Origin of the sequence: Rhizobium laguerreae (genome assembly GCF_019778565.1) — a bacterium.
Taxonomy (GTDB): domain Bacteria; phylum Pseudomonadota; class Alphaproteobacteria; order Rhizobiales; family Rhizobiaceae; genus Rhizobium; species Rhizobium laguerreae.
Genome location: NZ_JAAXQT010000009.1, coordinates 1 through 25,306 on the forward strand (window position 1 = coordinate 1; position 25,306 = coordinate 25,306).

General features: G+C 58.9%; 23 protein-coding genes and 1 pseudogene. 18 read left to right on the forward strand and 6 right to left on the reverse strand.

All coding sequences use genetic code 11. From position 1 onward, the window contains the following. The first annotated feature begins 274 nt into the window (after positions 1-274). Positions 275-1,464 (forward strand): IS3 family transposase gene (locus HFO71_RS24905; RefSeq protein ID WP_221988547.1). Its coding sequence is split into 2 segments (ribosomal slippage): positions 275-524 and positions 524-1,464, totalling 1,191 coding nucleotides; the frame shifts between segments, so codons are not numbered across the junction. Here the strand turns inward: HFO71_RS24905 and HFO71_RS24910 are convergent. Beyond that, on the reverse strand, positions 1,451-1,885 hold the full coding sequence (locus HFO71_RS24910; protein WP_221988548.1) for a hypothetical protein: 435 nt from the start codon (positions 1,883-1,885) through the stop codon (positions 1,451-1,453). The two genes, HFO71_RS24905 and HFO71_RS24910, sit on opposite strands and share 14 nt — an antisense overlap. A gap of 27 nt (positions 1,886-1,912) precedes the next feature. Continuing rightward, complete coding sequence (locus tag HFO71_RS24915; RefSeq protein WP_131641174.1) at positions 1,913-2,851, reverse strand: hypothetical protein; 939 nt, start codon at positions 2,849-2,851, stop codon at positions 1,913-1,915. Between the two features lie 726 nt (positions 2,852-3,577). On the opposite strand from HFO71_RS24915, the pseudogene HFO71_RS24920 reads away from it, so the two are divergent. Together HFO71_RS24920 and HFO71_RS24925 are read left to right on the forward strand one after the other, a co-directional pair. Further along, positions 3,578-3,953 (forward strand): annotated as a pseudogene (locus tag HFO71_RS24920) (VOC family protein). A 524-nt stretch (positions 3,954-4,477) separates the two neighbouring features. After that, positions 4,478-4,690, forward strand: coding sequence for a MafI2 family immunity protein (locus HFO71_RS24925; RefSeq protein WP_244735431.1), 213 nt, complete (start codon positions 4,478-4,480; stop codon positions 4,688-4,690). 156 nt (positions 4,691-4,846) lie between these two features. Here the strand turns inward: HFO71_RS24925 and HFO71_RS24930 are convergent, their stop codons facing one another. After that, the gene (locus HFO71_RS24930; RefSeq protein ID WP_131641173.1) at positions 4,847-5,839 is read right to left on the reverse strand and encodes a LacI family DNA-binding transcriptional regulator; all 993 of its coding nucleotides are present in this window, start codon (positions 5,837-5,839) and stop codon (positions 4,847-4,849) included. Positions 5,840-6,049: 210 nt separating this feature from the next. On the opposite strand from HFO71_RS24930, the gene HFO71_RS24935 reads away from it, so the two are divergent. From HFO71_RS24935 to rsgA, 9 genes are all read left to right on the forward strand, one after another. Further along, positions 6,050-6,997, forward strand: coding sequence for a sugar ABC transporter substrate-binding protein (locus HFO71_RS24935; protein ID WP_131641172.1), 948 nt, complete (start codon positions 6,050-6,052; stop codon positions 6,995-6,997). Between the two features lie 129 nt (positions 6,998-7,126). Next, positions 7,127-8,248: an ABC transporter permease gene (locus HFO71_RS24940; protein ID WP_131641171.1), complete on the forward strand. Its 1,122-nt coding sequence runs from the start codon at positions 7,127-7,129 to the stop codon at positions 8,246-8,248. A 2-nt stretch (positions 8,249-8,250) separates the two neighbouring features. Beyond that, complete coding sequence (locus tag HFO71_RS24945; protein WP_131641170.1) at positions 8,251-9,051, forward strand: ATP-binding cassette domain-containing protein; 801 nt, start codon at positions 8,251-8,253, stop codon at positions 9,049-9,051. Positions 9,052-9,076: 25 nt separating this feature from the next. Further along, positions 9,077-9,874: a TIM barrel protein gene (locus HFO71_RS24950; RefSeq protein WP_077980727.1), complete on the forward strand. Its 798-nt coding sequence runs from the start codon at positions 9,077-9,079 to the stop codon at positions 9,872-9,874. Between the two features lie 29 nt (positions 9,875-9,903). After that, positions 9,904-10,926 carry a Gfo/Idh/MocA family oxidoreductase gene (locus HFO71_RS24955; protein ID WP_077980726.1) on the forward strand — a complete coding sequence of 341 codons (1,023 nt, stop codon included), beginning with the start codon at positions 9,904-9,906 and terminating at the stop codon, positions 10,924-10,926. A 32-nt stretch (positions 10,927-10,958) separates the two neighbouring features. Next, positions 10,959-11,285 (forward strand): MurR/RpiR family transcriptional regulator, encoded by a 327-nt coding sequence (locus HFO71_RS24960; RefSeq protein WP_077980725.1) that lies wholly within the window; start codon positions 10,959-10,961, stop codon positions 11,283-11,285. Positions 11,286-11,783: 498 nt separating this feature from the next. Next, the gene (locus HFO71_RS24965) at positions 11,784-12,968 is read left to right on the forward strand and encodes an MFS transporter (RefSeq protein WP_168255656.1); all 1,185 of its coding nucleotides are present in this window, start codon (positions 11,784-11,786) and stop codon (positions 12,966-12,968) included. A 328-nt stretch (positions 12,969-13,296) separates the two neighbouring features. Next, positions 13,297-13,470, forward strand: a complete 174-nt coding sequence (locus tag HFO71_RS24970) for a hypothetical protein (protein WP_165503784.1) — start codon at positions 13,297-13,299, stop codon at positions 13,468-13,470. Between the two features lie 34 nt (positions 13,471-13,504). Next, entirely contained in the window at positions 13,505-14,557 is a 1,053-nt protein-coding gene (gene rsgA, locus HFO71_RS24975; RefSeq protein ID WP_131641168.1) for a ribosome small subunit-dependent GTPase A, read from the forward strand. Between the two features lie 86 nt (positions 14,558-14,643). On the opposite strand, the gene HFO71_RS24980 is transcribed toward rsgA, so the two are convergent. Together HFO71_RS24980 and HFO71_RS24985 are read right to left on the reverse strand one after the other, a co-directional pair. Then, positions 14,644-14,892, reverse strand: coding sequence for a hypothetical protein (locus HFO71_RS24980; protein ID WP_221988550.1), 249 nt, complete (start codon positions 14,890-14,892; stop codon positions 14,644-14,646). Positions 14,893-15,294: 402 nt separating this feature from the next. After that, positions 15,295-16,353: a LacI family DNA-binding transcriptional regulator gene (locus tag HFO71_RS24985; RefSeq protein WP_077980721.1), complete on the reverse strand. Its 1,059-nt coding sequence runs from the start codon at positions 16,351-16,353 to the stop codon at positions 15,295-15,297. A gap of 244 nt (positions 16,354-16,597) precedes the next feature. Here HFO71_RS24985 and HFO71_RS24990 point away from each other — a divergent pair, with 244 nt between their 5' ends. From HFO71_RS24990 to fba, 6 genes are all read left to right on the forward strand, one after another. Continuing rightward, positions 16,598-17,581, forward strand: a complete 984-nt coding sequence (locus HFO71_RS24990; protein ID WP_025397348.1) for an autoinducer 2 ABC transporter substrate-binding protein — start codon at positions 16,598-16,600, stop codon at positions 17,579-17,581. A 126-nt stretch (positions 17,582-17,707) separates the two neighbouring features. Beyond that, positions 17,708-19,222, forward strand: coding sequence for a sugar ABC transporter ATP-binding protein (locus tag HFO71_RS24995; RefSeq protein ID WP_077980720.1), 1,515 nt, complete (start codon positions 17,708-17,710; stop codon positions 19,220-19,222). Beyond that, positions 19,215-20,243 (forward strand): ABC transporter permease, encoded by a 1,029-nt coding sequence (locus HFO71_RS25000; RefSeq protein ID WP_025397350.1) that lies wholly within the window; start codon positions 19,215-19,217, stop codon positions 20,241-20,243. The genes HFO71_RS24995 and HFO71_RS25000 overlap by 8 nt, the downstream gene beginning before the upstream one ends. After that, complete coding sequence (locus tag HFO71_RS25005) at positions 20,243-21,229, forward strand: ABC transporter permease (RefSeq protein WP_221988552.1); 987 nt, start codon at positions 20,243-20,245, stop codon at positions 21,227-21,229. Before HFO71_RS25000 ends, HFO71_RS25005 begins: the two co-directional genes overlap by 1 nt. A gap of 11 nt (positions 21,230-21,240) precedes the next feature. After that, on the forward strand, positions 21,241-22,089 hold the full coding sequence (locus HFO71_RS25010) for a sugar phosphate isomerase/epimerase family protein (protein WP_025397352.1): 849 nt from the start codon (positions 21,241-21,243) through the stop codon (positions 22,087-22,089). A 361-nt stretch (positions 22,090-22,450) separates the two neighbouring features. After that, on the forward strand, positions 22,451-23,515 hold the full coding sequence (gene fba, locus HFO71_RS25015) for a class II fructose-bisphosphate aldolase (protein WP_025397353.1): 1,065 nt from the start codon (positions 22,451-22,453) through the stop codon (positions 23,513-23,515). Here fba and HFO71_RS25020 read toward each other — a convergent pair. Continuing rightward, entirely contained in the window at positions 23,492-25,273 is a 1,782-nt protein-coding gene (locus tag HFO71_RS25020) for a glycerol-3-phosphate dehydrogenase/oxidase (RefSeq protein ID WP_131641165.1), read from the reverse strand. The two genes, fba and HFO71_RS25020, sit on opposite strands and share 24 nt — an antisense overlap. Between the last annotated feature and the right edge of the window lie 33 nt (positions 25,274-25,306).

Genomic DNA, 25,306 nt, shown 5'->3' on the forward strand with positions numbered 1-25,306 from the left:
ATCCGCTGCAGATCACGCTCGCTCATCGCTATCAGTCCCATCGGCAATCTCCCCGGCGCCAATCAAACGCGGGGAGTGTGACATTCCAACTTTGCAGAAACAGGACACTTTAACTTTGCGGCTACAAGCATATATCGCATAAGATAGCTTATGGAACTGCTTCCGACGCCTGGCCTGTTGGTGGCTGTAGAACCGGAGCAAAGACCGGATGACCTTGCCCCGTTGAAATAATCCATTTTGAAGTAAGCTCTGGCCCATGTGAGAGGACCAGAGGATGAAGCGCAATCGTTTCACAGACGAACAGATCATCGGCATATTGAAGGAGCACGAGGCAGGCACGCCGGTCTCGGAGCTTTGCCGCAAGCATGGCGTTAGCGATGCCAGCATCTATAAATGGAAGGCCAAGTTCGGCGGCATGGAGGTGTCCGAGGCCAAGCGGCTGAAGACGCTTGAGGACGAGAACACGAAGCTGAAGCGGCTTCTGGCGGATGCGATGCTCGACAATGCTGCCTTGAAAGACCTTTTGGGAAAGAAGTGGTGACGCCCGCGGCCAAGCGGAAAGCTGTTGCGCATCTGATGAGCCATCATGGGATGAGCGAACGGCGGGCGTGTAAAGCCATTGGTTTTTGCCGAATGACGGTCCGTTATGAGACCAGGCGCGACGATGATCATGAGCTTCGCGAGCGAATGAAGGCGTTGGCGCATGAACGTCGCCGCTTCGGATATCGACGCATTCATGTGCTGCTCCGGCGGGAGGGTCACCTCGTGAACCACAAGAGGCTCTTCCGGCTCTATCGGGAGGAGAAACTGACGGTGCGCAAGCGCGGCGGTCGCAAGCGAGCGATAGACACGCGAGCGCCGATGCTGGTGCCGATGGTGGCCAATGATCGCTGGTCGCTAGACTTCGTGTCGGATCAGTTCACCGATGGGCGCAGGTTGCGGATTCTGACCGTCGTCGATGATTGCACGAGGGAGTGCCTGGCGCTCGTCGCCGATACATCGCTTTCCGGTCTTCGCGTCGCACGGGAGCTTGACCGGATTATCGAGGAGCGCGGCAAGCCGAGGATGATCGTCAGCGACAACGGCAGCGAGTTCACCAGCAACGCGATCCTGCAATGGGCGGACCGGACCAAGGTTGACTGGCATTACATCGCGCCTGGAAAACCGATCCAGAACGCTTTTATCGAAAGCTTCAACGGGCGGCTGCGAGACGAGTTCTTGAATGAAACTCTGTTCTCGTCGCTTGCTCACGCCCGGTCTGCGCTTTCAAACTGGCGTAGCGATTACAACGATCAACGCCTGCATTCAGGCCTTGGCTGGCTGACACCGGCCGAATTCGCTCAGACACTCAACCCGCGACGTGATGCGGTGCTGCGCAGCCGAAATGGCTCCGCACCGCAACCCGCCGCTACCGAACCAACAACAGCAACCAAAAACCGCTGGAGCGAACTCAAAGCTGGATAAAACTGGGGGCAAGGTCAGAGCCGCCCCACCCTCCAATTGACTGCCCACCATCTTCTATCGCGACCTTAACGTCCAAGGCGATAAGGTCCTGAACATTTGGGACAACGCCAGTTTGCAAGATATCGCCGATCACCGTTGCACCAATCAGATTCGAATTACGTTGAATCAATTCGCTATTGGCGTCCTGGCCGGAAAACATCAGACCATTTCGTGTAGCGGCCCGAATGTATGTGTTGGCTTGACTTTCAAAATAATTGGAATTGATCTCAACGGCCTTATCTAGCCAATACAGAAAAGGTTCATTCTGGGGATCTCCACTCAATATCGTGGAAAGATAGGTGTATCCCTCCCAATAGTTTGTATTAGCGTTGTCTGTAATTTCGCGAAGAGTATCGACCTGCAATTGTGTAAGCATAACCATGTTTTTTCTCCGATAATGAGAGTGGTTCTACTGATTTTGTCGCCAATTTGAGATAAGTGACCGCAAGGTCGCGTCGATTTTGCGTATTTCTCTAACCGAGTGCTGCTTCAGCGTTATGTGCGCCGAAAAATGAAGATCTCGCAGGTTGAGGAAGCCGGTACAGAGACTGATGAGATCACAGGAGATAAATACCTCAGTCTCATCGGTAGCCCGATGCCAATGAGTACCTTCAGTAGCCGCCCATCCTGGCTTTATCTCCTCCAGTCCGTCGATTACTTTCACGGACCCGGCTGTTGTTACCGCGCGTATGGTGTTTTTGTAGCGTAATGAGGGATCGAAATAATCTTGTGGCGCACGGTCGTAGAACTGAAGCGCTTGGATTTCTACCAAATCCGACGGTGCGTCATTTCCGAAACCAACACCGCCGTAGGAATAATCAATTTCGTTAGAGGAGACTGAAACGTCACCATTATATCTGAATTGGATTGCAAGCTTGTTCACACCTAGTTCGCAGCTCTGCAGGTTCGCGCGTGGTCGGCCCGAAAGAAATACCCACGGCACTGAAAATCTGTAGGGACCTAAGACGACAGCAAATGTCCGCATCGGATCGAGTGCAGGTGCGGGGTTCGGCGATAGGTCGGGTTTAAAGGCGTCAACACAAAGAGGAATTCGGCTACTAGCCGGTTGGGCGAGCACCGGAGAGGGAACGGTTGCCAATCCTGAGAGGATCACCAAGCAGATGACTGCGGTCCTTAGAGTGCGGTTCACGGACCTGCAATCTGAAGCGCCTTCATCATCCAACCGGACCGATTCACACCCATTTGTAACGACATTTAGGTGCTGGTGCTCGAATTGGTTCGACTCACGATTTTTCGCATATGACTGTTCAGCCTGCTTTCCGTTCTCGGCATCAGACTGATTGTATTTCGCCCCCACAAGCCCATTAGTACCTTGGATCGATGGCACAAACACTTCCTCGACTCGCCCAGCCAATTGGGTGACTGCTGCATTACATTAAACGACACTCGCCCTGCATGACCCGAAAGTTGGCGATCAACGGCGTGTTCGCACGGCTGGATCATCTAGAACATCGCGTTGGAGGCGCTACAAAGTTAATCCTAGTGCTCACGAACTGCATCTCCGACACCAGCTTGCTGCCTGCCCAAAGGCCAGCGAGCAAATGTCAACAACTCCGATAATGGCGATCGGTCGGTCAAACATTTTGCACCCGCCCCAAGCGGATCAAACACAACTTAAAGGCTACGTGGAAAAATGCAACCATGATTCCACCGAAGTTTATTTAACACTTCATGCATGCATATTTTGTAGTGTCGCGAGATGGATCACTGCGGCCTTGCCTCGCAGCTGGAGCTTAAACAGCCTAATCGTCGTCGGCATCCGGTATGAAGACTACGTCTTTCTCCGACAGACTGGGATGTTGACGTGTCGTTTCAACTGAGGCAGGTGCGCCAAACAGTTCTCAGCACAGGGAAGCTCACTCGATGAAGTGCGCCTGCCTCAGTCTCCCGACATCGGACTCGCCTGGCTCACCACCGATCCAAAAAGCCGAGAAATTCTATCGAGCGGCTGGTTGGGAACATGTCGGTGAGAAGGATGGTGAGCTACTTTTCGAGCGATCAATGTGAGTCTTCCGCCAATTCCGGAAGAAAAGAAGAGGAGGCACCAGTTGCAATTGGGTTTGGAGCATTTGTCGAGAGCCCTGAAAAATCGCTTGATTTCTATCGGCGGGTTTTGGGCTTTGAAGTCCAGGGCTCGGCAAGCACCGAATACACGATGTTGAAAAACGGTGACGCGGTGGTCGCGATCGATTCGCGTAGCGCCCCTTTCGACCGATCATCCGCTTCGGATCGCATCCGGCCAAAGAGCTGGCCTTGGTATTGAGATCGTCGTGAAGGTCGCTGACGTCGAGGGTGCCTATCGACGGGCAAAAGAGAGCGGCTGGCCGGTCTCCGATCTTGCTCTGCAGCCTTGGGGGCTGCGCGACTTTCGCCTTGTCGATCCCGACGGCTATTATGTCAGAGTGACCGGCCGTAAAAACGAAAGTTAATGTCCATGACTTCTGCCATACCTTTGAGACTTCTCCGGAGAAGCCATCAGCCTTTAGCGCGATTGTGTGGAAAGCGTCCCGACGTATGATAGCTTAACAGCGTTTCACAAGAAGCCGCGAAATGCGTGACAGTGTTATGAACGTCGAATGGGGGCGGTGCTGTTTCTGCTCGGAAGGCATTGAACCGACGGACACTGATCCTGTCCGGATTACCGCTGAGACCCCAGAGGGCAAATGGCAAGTCTGGTTCGCACACGGAGAGTGCTTTAAGGTCGCTTAACTGACCCGCCGGATGCTCCCGGATATTTTGCACCCGCTCACTTCTGAAGACGGAGCGTGTGGCCTTAACCCCGGCGGGTCTGTGAGGATCACCGGCTAAATTAGGAGGAGGCTGATGAGGGGCTGGGCAGCAATTCTCGTCGTAGCTTTGCATCGCATCGTGCCGCGGATGATTTGGACAATTAGATCAAGCTTTTCAATCATTTGGGCGCCTCCCATCACATCGCTCCCTGATGGAGGTTTTGATGGCCACGCTTGATCGAGAAGTAAGACTCCGACTTAGTGTGCAACAGGCATTGCTTGGGGCAGTCTCATCGACGTTAGCCGCTGTTACGTGCGGCTGGAATTACGACGAAATCGTCCTAGAATTTTTGGTTGACCCGGACTTCAACAAAGAAGATCGGGAACGTATGGACGTGGTTGCATCTGAGGTAATCGCGGGTCTTGAAAGGCAATGAACCAACGACACCACTCATCAGATGCCCAGCGTCTCTAATTTAGCGAGCTTACGCGTTAAAGCGCTCACTTTCTCGAGATATTTGTTTGAACGATGTGGTTTTCCGCCTGGGGGATTTTGCCCAAATACGTTTTGGTCTGTCCTATTGTTCGATCAATCAGGCCGAATCTCTCACCACAAGCTCGCCTTTGAAGTTAACCGTCTCCCTCGGTGCTCTTTCCAGAATCATGTCTATTGCCGCTTTGACCATCTGGTCGGTGGGTTGCTCGTAGGTTGTAAGGCCGTATGCTGGTGACGCCGCAGGAGCAGCGTTGTCGAAGCCCACAATGGCGAGATCATCCGGCACACGTAAGCCGAACTCGCTTCGGGCAACATCCATCGCTCCGAACGCGAGAGCATCGTTTTCGCACATGAGGACATCGATCCGGTCTTCCGGCGCAACTTTGGACAGATAGTCCCGTGCGGCTTGCGCGCCGGCTTCTGCGCTGTAACGCTCGGCAGACATCTCTACGAGCTCGACGCCGAGAGCGGTTCGCCAGAACTCCTTAAAGTTTCTCCGCCTGCCAAGCGCTGTAGACAATGTACGCGCCCCGGCCATAAATCCCGGTCTCCGATATCCCCTTTTTAATAGGTGCTCGCCGATCTCGGCAATCGCCACGACCGCATCGCAGGAGATGGCGGGAACACCTTCGATCTGGCTATCTCGAGCAAGAACAAACATCGGCGGCCCACCGCGTCCCAGCTTATGATCTGTCAACATCTCGTCCCGAAACGCCGTACCAAAGAGCACGATCGCATCAACCTGCCGCTGGTCGGCATTCAATATGGCGTGCACGTGGTTGTAGTGTTGATTGATATTGATCAACATGGTCACGAGCCCCTCCGCCTGCAGGCTGGCGGTCAGCTTTTCAAGAAACGGAAGCTTGTGCGGGTTTGCGAAGTCATCAACGAGAACCGCGACCTGATGTGTAGAATTGGTGGCAAGGCTCCTGGCCAACAGGTTAGGCCGATAATTGAGCCGCTCTGCCGCCTCCAGCACTTTGGCTTTGCTTGCTTCCGTGATCGATGCACCCGGCGTAAATGCGCGGATGACCGTCCACTTTGAAACGCCGGCCTCCATCGCCACGTTCTGCGCCGTCGCTCGCTTCATAGTCGAACCTCCCGTTTGAAACGTTTATTCCATTTCTGCCGGAATGCGAAATGAATGGTTGATTTCTCTTAGCAATCTTATAGCTATGCACGTTTGCTACCGGTAGCAAAAAATATGCACCCGGTAGCAACTTTGGAGGACGCGCCGTCTGAGGCGTTTTTGGTGGTTCTCGCGCTCGGAGGTGCGGGACACCCTTTGGGAGGAGTTTTTATGAAATCGTTTCTTCGTAAAATCGTGCTGGGCGCTGCCGTGGTTGGAGCGCTTGGCGCTGCATCCGGCGTTGCCATCGCACAGGATATCAACATCATCGCCGTAACGCACGGCCAGGCCAACGACCCCTTCTGGTCCGTCGTCAAGAACGGAGTGAGCGCCGGTGCCAAGGATGCCGGTGTCAGCATCGATTATCGCGCACCGGAAACCTTCGACATGGTGGCCATGAGCCAGTTGATCGACGCAGCCGTCAACCAGAAGCCAGCCGGTCTGATCGTCTCGATCCCGGATTCGTCCGCATTGGGCCCGTCCATACAAAAGGCTGTCGCCGCCGGCATTCCGGTCATTTCCGTCAATTCCGGTTCCGATGTCTCGAAGTCGCTCGGAGCGCTCCTCCATGTCGGCCAGGACGAATACAGCGCCGGCAAGGCAGCGGGCGAAAAGCTCAAGGAAATGGGCGGCAAGGTTGCCATCTGCGTCAACCAGGAAGTCGGCAACGTCTCCCTCGATCAGCGTTGCAAGGGCTTTTCCGATGGTTTTGCGGGTACCGTTACGGTCCTACCCGTCTCCAACGATCCGGCCGACGTTCGGGCCAAGGTGAAGGCGGCGCTCAGTTCCAATCCCGACATCGACACCGTTATGGCGCTTGGCGCAAGCACTGCCGGCGAACCGTCGCTGGCTGCCGTCGCCGATGCAGGCATGACTGGCAAGATCAAAGTCGCCACTTTCGACCTTTCTGCAGACTTCTTGAAGGCTGTCGCAGCTGGCGATGCCGCTTTCGCCATCGATCAGCAGCAGTTCCTCCAGGGTTATCTGCCCGTGGTCTTCCTCGCAAACTATGCCAAGTACGGCCTGATCCCCGGCGGCAACGTGCCTTCCGGTCCGAACCTGATCACCAAGGAAAAGGCCGCCCAGGTCGTCGAATTATCTGCAAAGGGCATCCGCTAATCCACGACTGCCGAAAGGCTTGATTGTCGAACACCCTCCGCTTTCGAAGAGGGTGTTCGACAGGCGACGTGCGCCGTGAGGAATGCCCTCGGCGCTTCGGCGAATTGCATCCATTGGGAGGTAGGTATCATGGCTCCGATTGAGCAAAAAATAGGAGATGCGTCTAACTCCGACGAGCGCATCAAACAGGTGGGCTTTCTCACACATATGATGCGTCGGCCCGAGCTCGGCGCGGTTGCTGGCCTCATCCTGGTGGTGACGTTCTTCTTTCTTACCGCAGACCGTTCGATGTTTTCGCTTTCAGGTGTGATGACGATCCTGGCCCCAGCCTCACAGCTGGGAATTCTCGCCATTGCGGCAGCTCTGCTGATGATTGGTGGCGAGTTCGATCTTTCGATCGGCTCGATGGTCGCCTTCGCGGGCCTGATCTTCGGTGCGGCCCTGACCAATTTCGGCCAACCGCTCTGGATTTCCATTATCATCACGATGCTGCTTGCAGCCGCCATGGGCGCGGTGAACGGACAGATCGTGATCAGGACACGGCTGCCGTCGTTCATCGTCACGCTTGCCTTCCTCTTCATTCTGCGGGGTCTAACCCTTGTTGGCCTGAAATGGGCGACAGGCGGCTCAACGCAGCTTCGCGGTATAGGTGAGGTCGTCGGCGACGGTCTCTTGAAGCGCTTGTTCTCAGGCGTCGCCTTCCAGGATCTTTTCAGCTGGCTTGCAGCCCATGGCCTGGTCGAGAAGTTCGACAACGGCGTTCCGAAAGTCACGGGCGTGCCGGTGTCGGTGGTCTGGTTCATCGCCATTGCCGGGCTTGCCACCTGGGTTCTTCTGCGCACTCGGATCGGAAATTGGGTCTTTGCCGCCGGCGGCGATCCCAATGCGGCTAGAAACTCCGGCGTACCGGTCGATCGCGTGAAGACGGGGCTCTTCGCGCTCACGGCCTGCGCCGCGGCGCTTGTGGCCATCATTACGGTTCTAGACGCCGGCTCGACGGACGCGCGCCGCGGCTTCCAGAAGGAATTCGAGGCGATTATCGCTGCCGTGATTGGCGGATGTCTGCTGACCGGCGGCTACGGTTCGGCGATCGGCGCCTTTTTCGGCGCTATCATCTTCGGCCTCGTCTCGATCGGCCTGACCTACACGAAGTTCGACTCTGACTGGTTCCAGGTGTTCCTCGGCTCCATGCTGCTGCTGGCCGTTCTCTTCAACAATTTCATCCGCCGCAAAGTGACAGGGGAACGCTGATCATGACTGGTAGCCAATCAGAAACCGCTCCGCCCGTCATCGAAGTCAAAAATATCGTCAAGCACTACGGCTCCGTCATCGCTCTCTCGGGCGTTTCGATGAAGGTATCGCAGGGCGAAGTGCTCTGCCTGCTTGGCGACAACGGAGCTGGGAAATCCACGCTCATCAAGACGCTGTCGGGTGTGGTCCGTCCTTCGGGCGGCGATTTCCTGGTCGAGGGAAAGCCAGTCGCGTTCACCAGTCCGCGCGATGCGCTCGATGCCGGGATCGCAACCGTCTATCAGGATCTGGCGATGATCCCGCTGATGTCGATCACGCGAAACTTCTTCATGGGACGGGAACCCGTAAAGGGCATTCCTCCGTTTCGCCATGTCGACTTCAAGTATTGCAGCGAGGTGACCCGCGAGGAGATGCACAAGATCGGCATCGATATCCGCGACCCCAACCAGGCGGTCGGCACCCTTTCCGGCGGCGAGCGGCAATGTGTGGCGATCGCGCGGGCCGTCTATTTCGGAGCCAAGGTCCTCATCCTCGATGAGCCGACGTCGGCATTGGGTGTTGCCCAGACCTCAATGGTGCTGAAGTACATCCACCAGGTCCAACAAAAAGGCCTCGGCGTAATTTTTATTACCCACAATGTCCGCCACGCCTTTGCAGTCGGGAACCGCTTCACGGTTCTCAATCGTGGAAAGACGCTCGGCACCTTCGACAAAAGCGAGATTTCTCTCGAGGAACTGCAGAACCTCATGGCCGGCGGCAAGGAACTGCAGGTGATTTCTCACGAGCTCGGCGGGACGATCTGAGCAATACAAGCATTGGGAAACAGAAATGACCACGATCCTAAAATCCTCGCCTTTCATGCTCGCAGTCTGCGCTGAAATGGTGTTTCGCTCCCTGCCCGTTCTTGATCGGCTGAAACGGATCACAGAACTCGGTTTCCAGGCGGAAATTTGGGACTGGACGAAACACGATATCAAGGCGATCGCAAAATCTGGCGCCACTTTCTCGTCGATGACCGGATACGTGACCGGCACTTTGGCAGACGAGGAAGGTGCGAATGAGCTTCTGCGCACAGCGCGCCTGTCGATCCCCGTCGCCAAGGAACTCAACTGCCCACGCCTCAACCTGCACGGCACCGGGCTCGACGGGCAGGGTCTGCCCGTCGTCAAATCGGAAATCGTCACTGGCGCCATGTGGCTGAAGGCGTACGACACCCTACAGCGTATCGCCGATCTCGGCGAGGAGGAAGGCGTCACCTTCGTGCTCGAAAACCTGAACGAGGCTGTTGACCATCCGAAGACGCCGTTTGCCAAGGCCGCCGACACTCTTGCATTGGTGGCGGCCGTCAACCGGCCGTCGCTGAAGCTCAACCTCGATCTTTACCACGCACAGATCGGCGAGGGGAACTTGATCGAGCTTTGCCGCACCGCTCTTCCACATATCGGTGAAATCCAGGTCGCCGACGTTCCCGGCCGTAAAGAGCCGGGCACTGGTGAAATCAACTATCCGGCGATCGCACGCGCCCTGAATGAGATGGGCTACCGGGGCACGATCGGCATGGAAGCCTGGCCTTCCGGCGATGACGAGCTGGCGCTTTCCCGCTTTCGCGACGCGTTTTCCCTTTGATCCGACAGCAGCATTTTCAGGAGCTTTCCATGCCCGCCCACCGTCCCGTCAATCTCGCTCTCATCGGTGCCGGCCGCATCGGTTCGTTCCACGCCGAAAGCGTCGCCCGGCGCCTGGTTGATGCCAATTTGCTCGCCGTCGCCGATCCGGCGCCGGGCGCTGCCGAAAAACTGGCGGCAGCGCTCGATGCACCCAAAGCCTATACCAGCGTATCGGAGCTCCTCGCCAATCCGGAGATCGATGGCGTCATCATCGCCACGCCGGCGCGTTTCCACACGAGCGTCGTCGTGGAAGCCGCCCGGGCCGGAAAAGCGGTCTTCTGCGAAAAGCCGATGGCGCTGACGCTCGGGGAAGCAGACGAGGCGATCGCTGAGACAAAGTCTGCCAAGGTACCGCTCCAGGTTGGTTTCAATCGCCGCTGGGACCAGGCTTTTTACGAGGGCCGCGCGGCGATCGACGCCGGCAAAGTTGGTTCCGTCCAACTTCTTCGCTCGTTGACGCGAGACCCGGGTCCCTACGGCGGCAACCCGGAAAAGACGCCGCTATGGACGATCTTCTATGAGACGCTGATCCACGACTTCGACACGCTGCTGTGGCTGAACCCGAAAGCAACCCCGATCGAGGTGACGGCGATTGCCGATGCCCTCGTGGTACCGGACTTTGCCAGAAAGGGTTTTCACGACACCGCCGTCGTCACCATCCGCTTCGACAACGGTTCGATCGCTGTGGCGGAGGCGAATTTCTGCGCCATGTACGGCTACGACATCCGCGGTGAGGTCTTCGGCTCCGGAGGCATGGTGACGATGGGCGATGTACGCCGTTCCTCGATGACGCTCTACGACAAGAACGGAGTTTCGAACGATACCTGGCGGCGTGACACGGATCACTTTGTCCACGGTTACACCGCCCAGCTCGCCTCCTTCGTCGACGCCATAAGGACAGGCTCCGTCACCGGCCCGACCGGTGAAGATGCCCGCAATGCGCTTGCCATCGCGCTCGCCTGTATCACGTCGATTACCGAACGCAGGACAATTCAGCTGTCCAGCCTCTAGGCCGGATCGCAAAAGACGGAGTGTGCCAAGAAATGTCGCAGCATATCCGCAATCTATGCAGCCCGCCGGCAAGTTTCGAAGAGCTGAAGTCGGCCATCGCCTGCCGCCACGTCACCTTCCCTCTTCGCGTCGAGAATGTGGCGAAGAGGGTCCTGGCCAAACCGGAACTCATGGCCTTTGGTAGCGCGACCTCAATCGCGGACGACTGCGGCGTCTCCGTCTCTACGGTCATGCGCTTCGTTGCGCATATCGGTTTCCATGAAATCGCGCAGGCACGCGCAATTTTCAGAAATGAGTTGCGCCGCCGCCTGGCTGTGTTGTTACCCGAGTCGGGTACGAAAAACGAGAGCGATGGGTAGATGGCCGTCGCCACAGTCGGCCATTTGGGCCTCCATACTGCGCACAAGTTAAACTGAAATTGGCAAAGTTTGTCAAACTAGCTCCTCAATCTGTATCGGCGAAAAGCGACGCACCTGCTGGACCAAAGGAGATCGTTGGGAGGCTTGATGTGAGATAGCCCCACGACCGCGCGCGGCTGCCTCGACCGATTTCTACCCGAGGAAGGCAGCAAATTCGGCTTGAAACACGTTACATGCAGGCCTCGTCCGGCACGAGCACATGGTTCTTGCTCTCAAGCGGTACGAAGTTCGCATTTGGAATCGCGGCGGCAAGCTTGAAACCTTGATCAAGCGGCACGCACACGTTACCGCGGCTCGGCAAATCGCGCCGCTCCCCAAGATCACCTTCTCCGACGCATTCCCTCAGAAACTAGTTTCGATCTTGGGCCCTCTGAGATAGACATCCCAGGTCCATACGCGCGTGTTTTGCGTCGACGCGTCAATCCCCGGAGTTGCATCATGAAAATCGCGCCGCAGCAGCGGATCTATGTCTGCTTCTTTCTCTTCGCTGTGTCGCTGGGCGCGCTGCTGTCGAGGATGCCGGATTTGCAGGTTGCGATGGGCGTCAATAAGTCCGAGTTGGGGTTGACGCTGATAGGGGCTGCGATCGGCGCCTTGATTTCGTTGACTTTATCTTCGCCCTTGATCGCCCGGCTGGGCGCGCGTACGACGGCATTCATTACTGTTCTCGGCACATCTGCGCTGCTGTCGCTGGTGCCGTGGATCGGTGCGGCGCCGCTCGTGTTCTGTGTGCTCTTCGTCGAGGGGCTGCTCGCCGGGGCGCTGGAGATCAATCTCAATGTTGAGATCGACCGCATCGAAGCGCAGTTAGGACGCGGCGTGATGAACAGGGCGCATGGTTTCTGGAGCCTCGGCTTCTTCGTCACAGCACTTGTCTCCTCCGTCGTCCGCCAAGCCGGCATTTCGATGGAACTCCATCTCGCCGCGACCTTTGTCACGGTTCTTATCATCGGCATCTGGGCGATTTCCGGCATGCGGAATGCACCGGCGCGGATCGCGTTGCATGAAGGCAAGGCGCCGCTGGTAGCGCTTCCCACCTGGGGCCTAATGCCGCTCTGCGTGATCGGCATCGCGGCCTTTCTCGTCGAAGGCGCCGGGATCGACTGGTCGGCGATCTATATGCGCGATGTGTTTTCGGTCGAGCCCTTCATCGGCGGACTGGGACTGACGCTCTTTACCTTCTGCATGGCGCTGGCGCGCCTATTCGTCGATCCGCTGGTCGATCGGTTTGGCGCGCGGGCCGTCGCCACGATGTTGCTTGTTCTTTCGGCGATCGGCATCTGCGCCGTGTCGGCGGCGCCGCATCCCTATGTCGCGCTGGTGGGCTTTGCCTTGATGGGCGCCGGCTGCAGCGCGGTCTATCCTCTCGCCGTTTCGGCGGCGGCCCAACGCACAGATCGCGCGGCGTATCTCAACGTCGCCGCCCTCGGCCAGATGAGCTTTGTCGTCTTCTTCCTGGCGCCGCCGCTGCTCGGCTTCATTGCCGAACATGCTGGCATCCGGACATCCTATCTCGTCTGTCTTCCGCTGATCATTTACGCGCTCTTCTCGGCCAAGGCGCTTGCTACGCGCCGGGCTGCCGGCGGCGGTAGCGCTGCGATTGCTCGAAGCGTCAACGGGTGACTTATTGTGCTACCGGTTTTTGGCCGCGCGATTGGTTCCGCGCAAGGCCCAAACGAGCACGTCGTCGCGGCATGCATGGTGCCCTAAGCCTTGCGAGATTGAAGGTCAGTCCGTTCTGGTCGGGGGAGATCGCCATCGTGCGCTATTGATCACGTGTAAACCAGCCTGGCGGTGACGCTTCGCCGAATTTACAGACGAACGACGGCCTTGAGCGGGATCGAACCGGCGTTGGCTAATCGTGAAGCACCTGATAGGTCATAGATCGCTGTGTATGAGGTCTTGGCACATCCTCAGAGACACAACCCTCGGACCGCACTGGAGAGCTTTGATGGGCTGGAAAACACCGAAGATCGAATACGTGAATGGCTATAAGATCGTTGAAGTCGAAGGGCCTACCTTCAAAGTCTACGATGGGGACCGTCAGCTCGGGGACGATTTCCCCTACCCCGGCGAAGCTGCTGCTTACGCAACCTCGTTGCCAAAACGGGATCATCCACGCTAGGCGAAACGCCGCGGAAGATCATTCAAAACCCTTTATGGCAGCCTTACTGAAAGTGGAACAAGATTTGACCAGCTCCCAACTTTCTTCATCGCTGGAACTGCTTGGGTGGTCTGAATTCTTCGCTGACCAGGTCCAGCCCAGCGAAGCGGACTTGATCCCCAGACGCATCGCTTCAGTTCACCGGGCACGCATCGAGGCAATCGATGTCACCGGGCCGGTCGGACTGGAATTCCCATCCAATACCAGTACCGGTGACTACGCGGTGGGCGACTGGGTTCTTGCCGATGCACTGACTGACATGCTTATCAGACGTCTCGACCGAAAAAGCGTCTTTCAGCGACGCCCGGAAGGCGGACGTGGCCAGCAACTTGTTGCCGCCAACATCGACACCCTGTTGATCGTGACCTCGTGCAATGCCGATTTTAATCTTGCTCGGCTGGAACGTTACCTGATCATGGCCAACCAGGCCAGGAGCAATCCGGTGATTGTGCTAACGAAGGTGGACACCGCGGAAGATGTCGGCATATTCCAGGCGCAAGCCGAGGCGTTGCAGCGTGACCTGCCAGTCATCGCCTTGAATGGGCGCTCCGCGGACGCCGTTTCCCTGTTGAGGCCCTGGTGCGGCGTTGGCCAGACGGTTGCGTTGGTGGGATCTTCTGGTGTCGGAAAATCAACGCTGGTGAACACCATGACCGGGCCTGAATCCGACGCAAAGCAAAAGACGGGCACCATCCGCGAATATGACGCGCAGGGCCGCCACACAACCACGGCGCGATCCCTGCATGCAATTTCAGGCGGCGGCTGGGTCATCGATACGCCGGGAATAAGAACGCTTTACGTGAGTGATGGTGCCGACGGTATAGACACCCTCTTTGCTGAAATAACCGAGCTGGCGCCGCTTTGCCGCTTTCGCGATTGCACCCATGCCCATGAACCTGGGTGCGCGGTCCAGGCAGCTGTCGCAAGCGGTGCTCTGGTCGCCGATCGCCTGGAACGCTGGCGGAACCTGCTTGCCGAAAACCGCGATCGAACACCGGTTGTGAGCGGACCCCGCGGCAACAAGATCGTTCGCAAGAAGAAATATTGAAAGTGTTGAGGTTTGCGACGGTGCTCATCGGCATCAGCCCATGATCCGCCACCTGAATTGGCTGGGCTGGGGGATAGCGCGAGCGCTCAATGATTGGGATTGCGGTCACGAAGAAGACCCTGCAAGCGGCCGCTCCCGCTTGTGAGGGATATATCTTTGAACAACCGCGATATGAGGCGCGGTTGCAATCCTTGCCTCTCATCGATGAGGAGGAATGACATCCTCTTTATCTCGATCGTGACCACGCCTGCATTGTCATGGCGACGATAATTCCCGGAATCCATCGCATGGAATCCATTTTCCACCGCCCAGGCGGCTATCATATCCGCGTTCATCAAGATCCTGCTTTAGGAGATGTGGACGTGCTGTCTCTAGCTGTCCCGCTCGCGCAAATCGCTTCGCAGTCCTACCGATACCGTAACTGAATCGCTCTAATCCAGCCAAATCCTTCCAAGATTACAGTTCCCGCTCAGGTGTTGCGAGAAAGACTCGAAGCAATCGTTGTAAACCGGTACCACTCAGCCGAGGCCCCGCCCGTTTTAGTGCCTTGAAGGGATGTGAACCGGCGACGCCTTACTCAGGATAAGCCGCTGATGTGTAACCCTTATTTATGGAACTGGAGGTAGTGGGCTCTTTTTAGCGTGCTCATCGTGTTCGTCAGGCGCGCCTATGTGGTGCAAGCTGCACGCCAAGCATCCTCCGCCATCCTTGATCGTAGCGAAACGAGGCAGGATGCATTACTCGATATCTTTCAGCGCATCGAGCGGGCCGATCAGCGCCGTGCGTGGGGGCACGAGGGTCGGCTGCACCAGATGCGTAATTGCTGGGCCGCGGTCTGCGTCGAGGATCGCAAACCCCTTGGTGATCATCGCCTCGCTGTCCTGCCGGATCATGAAGACGGGGAAAGGCAGGAAGGAGCCGAAGGGATCGTAGTCGTAGCAGCCGACGATGATATCGGCGAAGGTCTCATGCGGGTGCAGGGCGAGAAAGCGCATCAGCCCTTCGAGGTTGATCGAGGAATTGACGAAGAATGCGCGCGGCAGCTTTCCATGGCCTTCGTAGAAGGCTTCGAAGGCGCGCGCCGTCATGGCGGGGGAATAGCCGGTCGGCTGGATGCAGACGTCCGGATCCGCGCCCAGCAATGCGCGCTTTACGTCGCGAAAGCCGCGAATTCGCTCATGGCTGGCATGGTCGTTGCGGCCGCCGAACAGGTACAGATCGTCGGGTGAAAGTGGGCCATCCTCCTGCGCGCGTTCGATGATCGCCTGTGTCAGCATGCGCGCACCTTCATGATTGTCGCTGATGATCGACGGCGCCAGCGTGCCCGGCAGATCGATGTTGACGTGCTTCAGCCCAGCCTTTTCGCAAACCTTGTGCACGCCATCCGGATCGGTTGCGCCGGCGATGAAAAGCTCGTCGATCGAATAGGAGATCAGCGTCTCGACAACCTTGCGCTCCTCCTCCGGATCGCGACAGGCGCTGACGACGAGAGGGCACTGGCCGCGGCTTCTGACCTGCGCCTCGAAAGACTGCGCCATCGAGGAGAAATAGCGGTTGTCGTGCACCGGCAGCAGAAGACCGACGAGACCGGAGCGGGACGAACGCAAGCCGCGGGCCTGCAGATTTGCCGTATAGCCGTGCTCGTTTGCCAGATTCTGAATGAGCTGCGCCGTCGCCTCTTTGATACGCCGTTTCCGCCAGCTTCCGTTCAGCACGGCGCTCACGGTGGAAGGCGACGCACCCGATAGGATCGAGAGATCGTAGATGGTCGCCTTCTTCCTGCTGACGTTGGTCATATCGCGCCTTCCTTTGTCGCTTCCCTTAGAAACAAACCCCTCTTGACGAAAGCCCCGCCTTGATCGATAGTCATTGCACCATCGATTGTGCAAAAAAGAAAGATCGATTGTGCAAAGATGGTTCGCCGGAGGAGGCGGGATGGGAGGCAAGGGTATTCCCTCGCCAAGAAGCAATCAGGAACAACCTGCCGCAAACCGGCCGGTGGTCGTCGTTCGTATGAGCGACCTTTGAGGAGGAGTGAGGATGAGGAGCCTTATCGTAGCGGCGTTTGCCGCATCGCTGTCGCTTGCCGGGGCGGTGGTCGCGTTTGCGCAGGACGCGCCGAAGGTCGGCGTTGTCGTCAAGATCGGCGGCATTCCCTGGTTCAACGCGATGGAAGCCGGGATCAAGGAACAGGGCCAGAAACTGGGGGTCGATGCCTTCATGATTGGCCCGACCAGCGCCGACCCGGCGCTGCAGGTGCGCGCCATCGAGGATCTGATTGCCCAAGGCGTCAAGGTCATCGGCGTGGTTCCGAACGATGCCAAGGTGCTTGAGCCCGTGCTGACCAAGGCGCAGGCCGCCGGCATCAAGGTCATTACGCATGAATCGCCCTCGCAGAAGGGCGCCGACTGGAATTTCGAGCTCGCATCGGCCACCGGCTTCGGTGAAGCGCATGGCAAGCTGCTCGCCGAGAAAATGGGCGGCAAGGGCGAATATGCCGTCTTCGTCGGCTCGCTGACCGTGCCGCTGCACAACGCCTGGGCGGATGCCGCAATCGCCTATATCAAGGCGAATTACCCGGACATGAAGCTCGTCGGTGAGCGCTACGGCGTGGCGGAAGACGTCGACAAGAGCCGCTCGACGGCGCTCGATCTCATTGCCGCGCATCCGGATCTGACCGGCTTCCTCGCCTTCGGCAGCCAGGGTCCGATCGGCGCTGGGCGCGCCATCGAGGAACGCCGCAAGACGGGCAAAATCTTCGTGCTCGGCCCGTTCTCGCCCGGTCAGGGCCAGAAGCTGATCAAGGCCGACGCGATATCGGGCGGCTTCATGTGGAATCCGAAACAGGCCGGCGAAGTCTTCGTCACGCTCGCCGATCGCCTGATCAAGGGCGAGAGCGTCAAGGAAGGTGATGACATTCCGGGTCTCGGCGTGATCAAGCCTGTTGGTAACGACATCATCGTCGATCAACTGCTGCCGATCAACAAGGATACGGTCGACGACCTGGCCGCAATGGGCCTCTGAAGAGGCCCCCTCCCCGGGTGTCGGGCTGGTCCATGTCGACCGGCCCGGCGTTCGGGAAAGAGAGCGGTATCCGGCCATGGCCGGACCATTTGACTTTTATGGCATTCGACTGGACGGGCAACCGGCATGAACACAGCAACGGATGATGGTGTGAAGGCCACGCCGCTTCTTTCGCTTCGCGGCATCAACATGACATTCGGCGGTGTCAAGGCGCTCAAAGACGTCTCCTTCGAAGTCTTGCCCGGCGAAGTGCATTGCCTGGCCGGCGAAAATGGCTCCGGCAAGAGCACGCTGATCAAGGTGATCTCCGGCGTCTATCGGCCTGCTGACGGCGCCGAGATCGTCTTCGACGGTGAGACGATATCCCACATGACGCCAGGCATGGCCCAGTCCCGCGGCATCCAGATCATCTGGCAGGATCTCGCGCTCTTTCCGGAAATGAGCGTGGCTGAGAATATCGCCTTCCAGACCCTTTCCGGTTCGCGCCCGCGCTTCGTCAATTATGCCGCGATCCGCGGAATAGCCGAGGAAGCACTCGCCCGCCTCGGCGTCACCCTCGACGTCGACAGACCCCTTAAGGATTTCGCCATCGCTCAGCGCCAGATCGTCGCCATTGCCCGCGCGCTGGTCGGAGAGGCCCGGATCGTCTTCATGGACGAGCCGACCGCCTCCCTCACCCAGTCGGAGACCGATCATCTGCTGGCGATCGTGCGCACGCTGTCGGCCTCGGGCGTTGCCGTGGTCTTCGTCAGCCATCGTCTTGCGGAAGTGCTGGAAATCTCCTCGCGCATCACCGTGCTGCGCGATGGCGCGCTGGTCGGGGTCTATCCGGTGGAGGGCATGACCCAGTCTAAGATCACCGAGCTGATGACTGGGCGCACCTTCGACCAGAATGTAGTCGCCCGCGACGTATCGCAGAACCCGGTCGTGCTTTCTGTCAGCAAGCTTTCCCGGCCTGGCGAGTTCGAGGACATCTCTTTTGATCTGCGCCGTGGCGAGACGCTCGGGATCACCGGCCTGCTTGGCTCCGGGCGCACCGAACTTGCCCTCACGCTGTTCGGCATGCGCCGGCCCGCCTCCGGAACGATCGTGTTGGAGGGAAAGCCGGTGCGCTTTGCCTCCAACCGCGAGGCGATCACATCAGGTGTCGCCTATCTCTCCGAAGACCGCCTTTCGCTCGGTCTCAACCAGCCGCAATCCATCGCCGACAATCTGGTCATGGCCTCGCTCAACCGCATCCTGAGCGGCCGGCTCATTTCGCCTGAAAAGAAGCGCTCGCTCGTCGCGCGCTGGATCGCCGATCTCGGCGTTAGGATCGGCAGGCAGGACGATGCGATCTCGACGCTTTCGGGCGGCAACCAGCAGCGCGTCGCCATTGCCAAATGGCTCGCCACCGATCCAAAGGTGCTGATCCTCGATGCGCCCACGGTGGGCGTCGATGTCGGCGCCCGCGCCGGCATCTTCGAAATCGTAGCGCGCCTTGCCGAGGCGGGGCTTGCGATCATCCTCATCTCGGACGAGGTGCCGGAGGTCTATTTTAACGCCGATCGGATCATCCATATGGAAAAGGGCCACATGGCCGGCTGGTACGATCCGCGCGCAACCACACTGAAGGACCTGGAGGCGACGGTTTATGCGTAAGCTGTTCCTGGCCTATACGACGGAATTCGTGCTGTTTGCCGTCATCATCGCGATGAGCATTGTCCTGGCTTTTACGACCGACCGCTTCATCACGCTCGGCAATGGGTTCGACCTGCTCAACATCAGCGCGGTCAATATCATCTTCGCCGTCGGCCTGCTCGTGGTGCTGATATCAGGCGGCATCGACATCTCCTTCGCCGTCGCCGCCTCGATCGTGCAATATGTCACTGCACTGGCGCTTGAGCGGATCGGCGGGGGCGGCTGGGTGTCCGGTCTGCTGATCGCGGCCGGTATCGGCATGGTGCTCGGGATGATCAACGCCTTCCTGATCCACCGCTTCCGGATCATCTCGATCGTCGCGACGATCGCGACCTTCAACGTCTATTTCGGCCTGCTGATGTTCTTCACCAAGGGCGTGTCGATCTACAATCTGCCCGACTGGCTGACGACCCGCGTCATCATCTACGAGCGCGAAATGGCCGATGGGAGCTGGGCTGAGATCACCTTGCCGGTTGTCGTCATGGCCGTCTGCACGCTCGCCACCTGGCTCTTCATTACCCGCACGACCACCGGCCGGCAGCTCTATGCCTTTGGCGACAATCCGGAAGGGGCGCGCCGCTTCGGCATCAATATCGGCGCCATGCAGTTCATCGCCTTCGGTTGGCTTGGATTGATGGCAGGCATCGCCGGTCTCATGCAGGCGCATTATGCGCAGGAGGTCGTGCCGAATGCACTTTATGGCCGCGAGCTCGATGTCCTGGCTGCGGTGGTACTCGGCGGCGCGCGGCTGGGCGGCGGCAAGGGCTCGGTGCTCGGTTGCGTGCTGGGCGTGCTGCTCGTCTCGATCACCCAGAACGGCCTCAACCTGATGGGCGTCTCGCCCTTCGCCTTCAAGATGATCGTCGGCGCGATCATCCTCGTTGCGATCACCTTGTCGAGCGCCCGCATCGGCAATCTGGTGCCGGTATTTGCGACTCGCAAATTGACCGGCGACAGGCCTGCAGACAGGGGAGAGAGCTGATGAACGCGCTCGCCGCCCGCTTCAACGCCATCTTCGGGGCCGACATGGCCGGTCCCCTCGCCGCACTGGCGGCCGTGCTGATCGTCTTCGGTGTCGCCTCGCCGCATTTCCTCACGAGCGCGACCTTCGGATCGGTCGCCTTTCAGCTTCCCGAGCTTGGCATCCTGACGCTTGCCATGCTGATGCCGATCCTCACCGGCGGCCTCAACCTTGCGATCACCTTCACCGCCAACATCGCCGGCCTGACGCTCGCCTGGACGCTGCAGGCCAATGGCGGCATCGATGCCGGCCCGGGCGCCTTCCTGCTCGGCTCGGCTCTGGCGCTCGCCGTCGGCGCGGCAAGCGGCCTGGTCATGGGCCTGGTCATCGCCTTTACCCGCGCCCATCCGATCCTCGTTTCGCTGTCGATGATGATCTTCCTGCGCGGCCTCGGCGAGTTCCTGACACGCGGCGGCGATATTTCGGGCTTCCCCACCTTCATCGCTCCGATCGGCCACGGCAGCATCCTCGGCATCCCGGTACCTTTGTTGATCCTGATCGCCTGCGTGATCGCCAGCCACATCCTGCTCTCGCGCTCCAAGCTCGGCTTTTCCACCTACATGATCGGCTCCAATATCGAGTCTGCCCGCTATTCCGGCATCAACAGCCGCAAGGTCCTGGTGCTGGTCTACATGCTTTCCGGCGTGATGGCGGCGGTTGCCGGCATCATCATGCTTGCGCGCTTCAATTCGGTGCGCGTCGGCCACGGTGAGTCCTATCTGCTGATCACCGTGCTCGCCTGCTTTCTCGGCGGCATCAATCCTTTCGGCGGCTTCGGCCGCGTCCTGCCCGTTTTCGTGGCGCTCATCGTGCTGCAGCTCCTCTCTTCGGGGCTCAACCTGCTCGGCGCCAACCAGCATCTCACCACTGCCGTCTGGGGCATCCTGCTCATCGTCGTGATGGTGCTGCGATGGCTCTCGGCCACGTTCATCAGAATCGTGAAATAGGAGACACGACCATGGAAGGTTTCGGCGTTCACACCAGCATGTGGACCATGAACTGGGATCGCGCAGGCGCCGAGAAGGCGATTGCCGGAGCCGTGCATTACAAAATGGACTTCATCGAGATCGCGCTGCTCAATGCGCCGGCTGTAGATACCAAACACACCCGCGACCTGCTCGAAAAGCACAAGCTGCGCGCCGTCTGCTCGCTCGGCCTGCCGGAACATGCCTGGGCATCCGTTCGCCCGGATGCGGCGATCGAGCATCTGAAGGTCGCGATCGAAAAGACTGCGGAAATGAACGCGGAAGCTCTGTCCGGCGTCATCTTCGGCGGCATCGGCGAGCGTACCGGCGTGCCGCCGACGCAAGGCGAATACGACAACATCGCCAAAGTGCTCGACGCGGCGGCAAAACATGCGAGGAAGTACGGCATCCAGCTCGGTGTCGAGGCCGTGAACCGCTATGAGAACCACCTGATCAATTCGGCGCAGCAGGCCGTCGACATGGTGGAGCGTGTCGGTGCCGACAACATCTTCGTTCACCTCGACACCTACCACATGAATATCGAGGAAAAGGGTGCGGCAAACGGCATCCTGATCGCCCGCGATCACCTAAAGTACATCCATCTTTCCGAAAGCGACCGCGGCACGCCGGGCTACGGCAACATCCCGTGGGATGCGATCTATGCCGCGCTTGCCGCAATCGGATTCAAGGGCGGGCTTGCGATGGAAAGCTTCATCAACATGCCGGTTGAGGTCGCCTATGGCCTGGCCGTCTGGCGCCCCGTTGCACGCGATATGGAAGAGGTCATGGGCAAAGGCCTGCCGTTCCTACGCAATAAGGCGGAACAATACGGTCTGATCTGACCCCAGTTGCCGGATATCGCCCATTCGGTTGCATCAGCCTTAAGTCGAGGCTGATGCTGGTCGTCCATAAGTCACAACCGCAGCGGCCACAGGGGTGCCCGGCTGAAGAGCTCTCGCCACCGCCGGCAAGACCATGCGCCCCATCTCTTCAGCAAATGTTGGAATTTCTTTCGGCTTGTGGGTACGAAATGACTGCTGAGAAATATCATACTCGTTGTGATATTGTTATTATTGCTTGTTACGTTCATCCTCCTATGCCATTTTGCCTATTAAAATAAGACGCTTGAACGGCTCGCGCCTGGGCTCTAGTTTCGAAGAGATGGCGGCGTTTCGATCGACCATCGATATGGGGGAATCTTGGATGGCACGCATTACGCTGAGGCAACTGCTCGACCATGCTGCGGAGGAAGGCTACGGCGTTCCCGCTTTCAACATCAACAATATGGAGCAGGCGCTCGCCATCATGGAAGCCGCCGACGCGTGTCATGCGCCGGTTATCATGCAGGCGTCGCGCGGAGCCCGCGCCTATGCCCATGACATCATGTTGAAGCACATGATGGATGCCGTCGTCGAAATCTATCCGCATATTCCTGTCTGCGTGCATCTCGATCACGGCAACGATCCCTCCAATTGCATGACGGCGATCCAGGCGGGCTTCACCTCGGTGATGATGGATGGTTCGCTGAAGGCGGACGCCAAGACGCCCGCCGACTGGGCCTATAATGTCGGCGTCACCAAGATGGTGACCGATATGGCGCATTTCGGCGGCATCTCGGTGGAAGGCGAACTCGGCGTTCTCGGTTCCCTGGAGACCGGCATGGGCGAGGCCGAGGACGGCCACGGCGCCGAGGGCAAGCTTTCGCATGACCAGCTGCTGACCGATCCGGACGAAGCCGTGAAGTTCGTGCGCGAAACCAAGGTCGATGCGCTCGCTATAGCGATGGGCACATCGCATGGCGCTTACAAGTTCACCCGCAAGCCGGACGGTTCGGTGCTGGCGATGAACGTCATCGAAGAAATTCACCGCAAGCTCCCGAACACGCATCTCGTCATGCATGGCTCGTCCTCGGTCCCGATCGAGCTGCAGGAGATCATCAACAAATATGGCGGTCAGATGAAGCCGACATGGGGAGTGCCGGTCGAGGAAATTCAGCGCGGCATCAAGAACGGTGTGCGCAAGGTCAACATCGATACCGATGGCAGAATGGCGATGACCGGTCAGATCCGCCGCGTGCTGCAGGAGGACCCGAGCGAGTTCGACCCGCGCAAATATCTGAAGCCGGCAATGACGGCGCTGACCAAGCTCTGCAAGGAGCGCTTCGAACAGTTCGGCACGGCCGGTATGGCGGGCCGCATCACGCCCCTTCCCGTTGCGGAAATGGCGAAGCGTTACAAGTCCGGTTCACTCGATCCGGCTTTCTCCTGAAACTGGGCTAGCCCGAGGCCGGGCGGGTGCCTTTTCCGGCTCGGCGGCGACAGGTCCGCCCGTCAGTGCTTGGCCGTGGAAGCGGCTCAGCTGGCTGACAACATCCTCGATTTCGCTTGCCGTTCGTTCGGCATTCCAATCGAGCGCCGCCCCGACAACGCCGGCGATTTCCCGCAGGCCTTCCAGCGTCAACCGGCCCTCGATCGCAAGCGTCGTGCGGCGCATCACGATGTCCGACAGGTGGACGGCGAGTTCGTTCCGGGCGATCCAGTCGATCTCCCGGAAACTGTAACGCGACGCACCGGTCAGGCGCTGTTCGTCGGAATAGCTTGAGGGGGAAGAAAGCAGGGCCACAGCCGTCGTGCCGTAGCGGCCGAGCAGTTCGTCAGCTCGCTCGGCAACAACGCCGCTGCGTGACGCCATATCCCTGATCCAGGCGTTACGTTGCTTGGCCTCAGCCGGAAAGGCCTTGCCGCCGCCGATCGCGAGATAGCGCGTCGACTGGCTGCGGCTGCGCTGCAGCCGGGCGAGAATGGTGTCGGCGACCTCTTCCGCAAAGCCGCGGAATGTCGTCCACTTGCCTCCCACCAGCGAAATGATCGGAAAAGGTCTGCCGTCCTCTGGCTCCTTCACCGGCGCGGAGTGATCGCGGCTGATCAGCCCCGGTACGGTCGCATCCGATGCAGGTAGCGGGCGGATGCCACTATAGCTGTAAACGATCTGGTTGTGATCGAAGCGCAGCGTCGGCAGCAGCGAGCGGACGCTTTCGAGGAAATACTCCGTTTCGGGCTCTTCGCAGGAGACGTTGTCCGGATCATCCGCGGGAATGTCGGTCGAGCCGACCAGCGCCAGCCCGAGATAGTCGTAGACCAGGCAGATGCGGCCGTCGTCGGCCTCGAAATAGATCATGTGGCCGTTGAGGCTTCGCACCAATTCGGGATGGTCAAGCAGGATGTGGGAACCCTTCGTGCCGCCGATCAGGTGCGATGGAGCGCCGAGCAACGTGTTGACGTGATCGATCCAAGGACCTGCCGCATTGACGACCAGCTTGGGAGCGACGCCGAACTCGCGACCATCGGGCTGCCGGAAGGTCAAACGCCCGTCTGAAACGGCGGCCAGTGTCGCGAAATTCGCCGCGAGGCTCCCCGCATTCGCGTCGAGACCATCACGCACGAGCTCATAGACGAGCCGCTCCGGCCTGCTGATCTTGGCATCGTAATAGATGCCGCCGGCGACGATGGCAGGCGTAATATGCGGCATTTCCTTGCGCGCCTGTTTCTTCAGGATCAGCCGGTGGCGCGGCATGACCTGGTCGCGCGAACCGAAGAAGTCGTAGAGCCGAAGCCCGATCTTGATGAGAACCGCACCACGGCTGCGCGGCGCCGTCTTCGACCCGAAGAGCGTCCGGATCGCTGCCCAGATGCCGCGTGTCCAGGAAAAGACCGGAATGAAGGTCGGCAGCGGCTCGACGCAATGCGGCGCGTTCTTGAGCAGGAGGTTGCGCTCAAGCGTCGACTGCGCAACCAGTCCGAACTCACCCGTTTCCAGATATTTCAGGCCGCCGTGAATGAGCCGCGATGGTGCGGCGCTCGTGCCGGAGGCAAAGTCGGCCTTGTCGACGATCAGGCAATTGACACCCTGTAGCGAGAGGTCGCGGAACAGGCCGGCACCGTTGATGCCCGCCCCGATGATCAAAACGTCGATATCGTTCTCGCCGAGATTCGAGAAGCGCTGCTGCAAATCGGGGGTCATGCTCATCGTCCTCAATCGCCCGCCGCTGCAGGCATTTGT

What these genes read in the sequence shown, in the direction of transcription:
- fba (WP_025397353.1), top strand. Translation starts at nt 22,451, where the DNA reads ATGGCACGCATTACGCTGAGGCAACTGCTCGACCATGCTGCGGAGGAA.
- HFO71_RS24935 (WP_131641172.1), top strand. Translation starts at nt 6,050, where the DNA reads ATGAAATCGTTTCTTCGTAAAATCGTGCTGGGCGCTGCCGTGGTTGGA.
- HFO71_RS24980 (WP_221988550.1), bottom strand. Translation starts at nt 14,892, where the DNA reads ATGAACGCGGATATGATAGCCGCCTGGGCGGTGGAAAATGGATTCCAT.
- HFO71_RS25010 (WP_025397352.1), top strand. Translation starts at nt 21,241, where the DNA reads ATGGAAGGTTTCGGCGTTCACACCAGCATGTGGACCATGAACTGGGAT.
- HFO71_RS24970 (WP_165503784.1), top strand. Translation starts at nt 13,297, where the DNA reads ATGGGCTGGAAAACACCGAAGATCGAATACGTGAATGGCTATAAGATC.
- HFO71_RS24990 (WP_025397348.1), top strand. Translation starts at nt 16,598, where the DNA reads ATGAGGAGCCTTATCGTAGCGGCGTTTGCCGCATCGCTGTCGCTTGCC.
- HFO71_RS24930 (WP_131641173.1), bottom strand. Translation starts at nt 5,839, where the DNA reads ATGAAGCGAGCGACGGCGCAGAACGTGGCGATGGAGGCCGGCGTTTCA.
- HFO71_RS24950 (WP_077980727.1), top strand. Translation starts at nt 9,077, where the DNA reads ATGACCACGATCCTAAAATCCTCGCCTTTCATGCTCGCAGTCTGCGCT.
- HFO71_RS25005 (WP_221988552.1), top strand. Translation starts at nt 20,243, where the DNA reads ATGAACGCGCTCGCCGCCCGCTTCAACGCCATCTTCGGGGCCGACATG.
- HFO71_RS25000 (WP_025397350.1), top strand. Translation starts at nt 19,215, where the DNA reads ATGCGTAAGCTGTTCCTGGCCTATACGACGGAATTCGTGCTGTTTGCC.
- HFO71_RS24995 (WP_077980720.1), top strand. Translation starts at nt 17,708, where the DNA reads ATGAACACAGCAACGGATGATGGTGTGAAGGCCACGCCGCTTCTTTCG.
- HFO71_RS24965 (WP_168255656.1), top strand. Translation starts at nt 11,784, where the DNA reads ATGAAAATCGCGCCGCAGCAGCGGATCTATGTCTGCTTCTTTCTCTTC.
- HFO71_RS24925 (WP_244735431.1), top strand. Translation starts at nt 4,478, where the DNA reads ATGGCCACGCTTGATCGAGAAGTAAGACTCCGACTTAGTGTGCAACAG.
- HFO71_RS25020 (WP_131641165.1), bottom strand. Translation starts at nt 25,273, where the DNA reads ATGAGCATGACCCCCGATTTGCAGCAGCGCTTCTCGAATCTCGGCGAG.
- HFO71_RS24985 (WP_077980721.1), bottom strand. Translation starts at nt 16,353, where the DNA reads ATGACCAACGTCAGCAGGAAGAAGGCGACCATCTACGATCTCTCGATC.
- HFO71_RS24955 (WP_077980726.1), top strand. Translation starts at nt 9,904, where the DNA reads ATGCCCGCCCACCGTCCCGTCAATCTCGCTCTCATCGGTGCCGGCCGC.
- rsgA (WP_131641168.1), top strand. Translation starts at nt 13,505, where the DNA reads ATGGCAGCCTTACTGAAAGTGGAACAAGATTTGACCAGCTCCCAACTT.
- HFO71_RS24960 (WP_077980725.1), top strand. Translation starts at nt 10,959, where the DNA reads ATGTCGCAGCATATCCGCAATCTATGCAGCCCGCCGGCAAGTTTCGAA.
- HFO71_RS24910 (WP_221988548.1), bottom strand. Translation starts at nt 1,885, where the DNA reads ATGGTTATGCTTACACAATTGCAGGTCGATACTCTTCGCGAAATTACA.
- HFO71_RS24940 (WP_131641171.1), top strand. Translation starts at nt 7,127, where the DNA reads ATGGCTCCGATTGAGCAAAAAATAGGAGATGCGTCTAACTCCGACGAG.
- HFO71_RS24945 (WP_131641170.1), top strand. Translation starts at nt 8,251, where the DNA reads ATGACTGGTAGCCAATCAGAAACCGCTCCGCCCGTCATCGAAGTCAAA.